Here is a 3475-nt window from a genome sequence, read left to right on the forward strand (position 1 = left end):
TGCCCGGCAGTCCACCGTGGCGCAGCGCGTGCGGCGCTCCGGCGTCGTCATGGCCGTGTTGACCGTCACCGCCGTCGCCGGCACGGGCGTCGCTGCCCACGCCAGCCAGACGCCGTCGCCGAACCCCTCGTCGTCCGCGTCGCCGTCGGCCCCCGCCGTCGCAGAGGACAAGGCGCCGGCCGCCCCTGTGGTCTTGGACGCGCAGTTCCGGCAGATCCTGGAGCAGGTGGGCAGTGCAGTCGATGCCGGCGACGCCGGCAAGGACGCGGCCAAGCTTGAGCCGCGCGTGGGGCAGCCCGAACTTGGCGTCCGCTCGCAGAACTACAAGATCCGGTCCCAGGTCGGCACGTACGAGGCTCGGATGCCGGCCCGCGCCACCAAGCTGCTGACCACCGTCGTCACCACCCAGCGAAGCTGGCCGCGTTCGGTCCTGGCCGTGACGCAGGGCGAGGGCAACGTCGTGCCCCAGCTCCTCACCCTGACCCAGGCCTCGCCGCGGGAGAACTACAAGCTGGTCCTCACCACGCCGCTGCAGCCGGGGACGACCTTCCCGGGCATCGCCAGGGGCGGCACCGAGAACCTGGCCCCGTCAGATAAGTCGGGCCTGCTGTACAGCGGCGAGGAGGCGCTGGCCGGGTTGGCCGACCGCCTGACCACCGCCGACTCCGCGTTCAAAGACAAGCTCGTCGAGGGGCAGTCTTCCCCGTACATCGCGGACACCCTCGCGTACCAGGCCGACGTGGTCAGCTCGGGCGTGAATGGGACCTTCGCCTTTACCCACAAGGCTGTCCCTGAGAACACCGTCGTGTTCCGCACTGCCGACGGCGGTGCACTGGCCCTGGGCCGGCTGAACTTTGCGTTCGACGGCACCCCCAAGGCCGCGGGCGACAAGCTGACCATCGGCGACGATGCAGCGGCCCTGGCTGGCGGCAAGGAAACCAGCACCGGAATGTTGCTGAACTTCGCCGAATCGATGGCCGTCTATATTCCGCCGGCCGGATCCACCGACCCGATGAAGCTCGTGGCCGCCACCCGCGGTCTGGTCGGGGCAAGCTTCAAGTAGGGCGCCTGAGGTGAGGTAGCAACAACCCAGTGACACGCACGAGGGACCGGGCCGCAACGGCCCGGTCCCTCGCGGGTTTCCGGCCGTGTGCTTGCCGTTCCGCCGGGAGCGGATCGCTGGGCACCTGCCGGGGGAGGAGTGGCTAGAGTGGAGCTATGACTTCGCCAGCCTCCCGTCCGGTCCCGCCAGCTGCCGCCAACCTGCTTAACCTGCGGGGCGCCGTCGACCTTTCTTCGCTCAAACAACGTCCAGCGCCGCCGGCGGCAGCGGTTCCCGGCGCTCCCGGTGTCCCGGCCGTTCCCGCGGCCGACGGCCACACCGCTGCCGACGACGGACGGGCGCTGCGGGTGGATGTCACCGAAGGCAATTTCCAGGAACTCGTTGAGCTGTCGGCCCAGGTGCCCGTGGTGATTGCGCTGTGGGCGGCCTATTCGCCAGGCTCAGCCCAGCTCGTGGACGTGCTTGAGCAGATCGTCGGGAACTACGACGGCGGGCTGGTCCTCGGCGCCGCCGACGTTGAGGCCTTTCCGCAGCTCGCCCAGGCATTCCAGGTGGAAGCCGTCCCCACCGCCGTGGCCCTCGTGAAAGGCCAGCCGGTGCCGCTTTTCCAGGGCGGCGCCGAGGAACAGCAGATCCGTGCCCTGTTGGATGAACTGGTGAAGATCGCCGCCGCAAACGGGGTGACCGGCCGCATCGGCGCGGCCGGTCCCGACGGCGCCGAAGCGGAAGCCCCGCCGCTGCCACCGCTGCACCAGAAGGCGTTCGACGCGATCGAGGCCGGCGACTACGCCGAGGCGGCCGCGGCCTTCCGCCAGGCCCTCCTGGAGATGCCTGCCGACGCCGAGGCCAAGGCCGGATTGGCGCAGGTAGAGCTCATGGGCCGCCTCCAGCCACTCTCCGCCGCGGACACCGACGCGCTCCGCCAGCAGGCCGCGGACCAGCCGGACGATCTTCAGGCGCAGCTCGGGGTCGCGGACGTGGACATCGCCGGCGGGCACGTCGAGGACGGACTCGGCAGGGTCGTGGCCTTCATCGGCCGGAACTTCGGCCCGGAGCGCGAAACGGCCCGGGTCCGGCTCCTGGAGCTGTTCGACGTCGTGGGCATCCACGATGACCGCGTCGCAAAGGCACGCCAGAACCTGGCCCGGGTGCTCTTCTGATGGCGTCGGCGCTGTTCACCCCGCTGGAGCTGCGGTCCCTGCGGCTGCAGCACCGCGGCTGGGTTTCACCCATGTGCCAGTACAGTTGCGATCCGGAAACCGCGCCGGGAGTGCCCACCGACTGGCACCTCATGCACTTGGGCTCCTTCGCCACCGGGGGAGCGGCGCTGATCCTCACTGAGGCGGCCGCCGTCAACGCCGGCGGCCGGATCAGCCCGCGCGACGCCGGCCTCTACAACGACGACCAGGCGGCCGCGTGGGAGCGGATCACCGCCTTCGTCCACCGCCACGGCACCGCGGACACGAAGATCGGCACCCAGCTGGCGCACGCCGGCCGGAAAGCATCCTCCTACTGGCCCTTCGCCGGGAAGCAGGGCACCGTCCCGGCATCCGACGGCGGCTGGCCGACCGAGGGACCGGGCACCGGCGCCTTCGACGGCTATGCCGCACCCTCGGCCATGACGGCGGAACAGATCAACGGTGTGATCGCCGATTTCGCTGCCGCCGCGGTACGGGCCGTCGGAGCCGGCTTCGACACGATTGAAATCCATGGCGCCCACGGGTACCTGCTGCACCAGTTCCAGAGCCCCCTGGTCAATGACCGGACGGATGCCTGGGGCGGCGACGAGGCGGGCCGGAACCGGCTCACCCTCGCCGTCGTGGACGCGGTCCGCAACGTCATCCCCGACTCCATGCCGCTTCTCTTGCGGATTTCGGCCTCCGACTGGGCCGAGGGCGGGATCGACGCCGAGGCCTCGGTGCGGATGGCCAGGGCGGCCGCCGAACATGGCGTTGACCTCGTCGACGTCTCCAGCGGCGGGGCCGTGGCCCACCAGCAGATTCCGGTCGGCCCGGGCTACCAGACCGGTTTCGCGGCACGGATCCGTCGCGAAACCGGCGTCCGGACCGGCACCGTGGGGCTGCTGACCTCGGCCGGCCAGGCCGAGCACGCGGTGGCCACCGGCCAGGCGGACGGCGTGTTCATCGCCCGGGCCGCGCTCCGGGACCCGCACTGGTGGCTGCGCGCCGCGTTCGAGCTCGGCCACGAGCTTGCGTGGCCGCCGCAATACGAGCGCGCCATGCCCCGGCACTCCTTCTAGGGCCTCCGGCTAAGCCCGGGGAGGGCCGACGGGGCCAACGGCGCGGGGGACTCTCCTGTTCGGGCCCGGGTGAGGTTAGTCTAACGACATGACTTTTCAGCACCCGGATCCGCATGTCCCGGAGAGCCTGCCGGCGCCGATCGTGCCCGCCC

General features: G+C 71.0%; 2 protein-coding genes and 1 pseudogene. All 3 read left to right on the forward strand.

Features of this window, described 5'->3' with window-relative positions:
* Window positions 1-1063 (forward strand): annotated as a pseudogene (locus BJG92_RS13530) (hypothetical protein); the annotation flags it as partial.
* Between the two features lie 155 nt (window positions 1064-1218).
* The gene (locus BJG92_RS13535; protein WP_232084515.1) at window positions 1219-2223 is read left to right on the forward strand and encodes a tetratricopeptide repeat protein; all 1005 of its coding nucleotides are present in this window, start codon (window positions 1219-1221) and stop codon (window positions 2221-2223) included.
* Entirely contained in the window at window positions 2223-3323 is a 1101-nt protein-coding gene (locus BJG92_RS13540) for an NADH:flavin oxidoreductase/NADH oxidase (RefSeq protein ID WP_232084516.1), read from the forward strand. The genes BJG92_RS13535 and BJG92_RS13540 overlap by 1 nt, the downstream gene beginning before the upstream one ends.
* The last annotated feature ends 152 nt before the right edge of the window (window positions 3324-3475 follow it).

This window comes from Arthrobacter sp. SO5, assembly GCF_020532805.1.
Classification (GTDB): domain Bacteria; phylum Actinomycetota; class Actinomycetes; order Actinomycetales; family Micrococcaceae; genus Arthrobacter.

Bases quoted from the DNA above. Each gene is read 5' to 3' on its own strand.
- BJG92_RS13540 (WP_232084516.1), top strand. From the start codon at position 2,223: ATGGCGTCGGCGCTGTTCACCCCGCTGGAGCTGCGGTCCCTGCGGCTG.
- BJG92_RS13535 (WP_232084515.1), top strand. From the start codon at position 1,219: ATGACTTCGCCAGCCTCCCGTCCGGTCCCGCCAGCTGCCGCCAACCTG.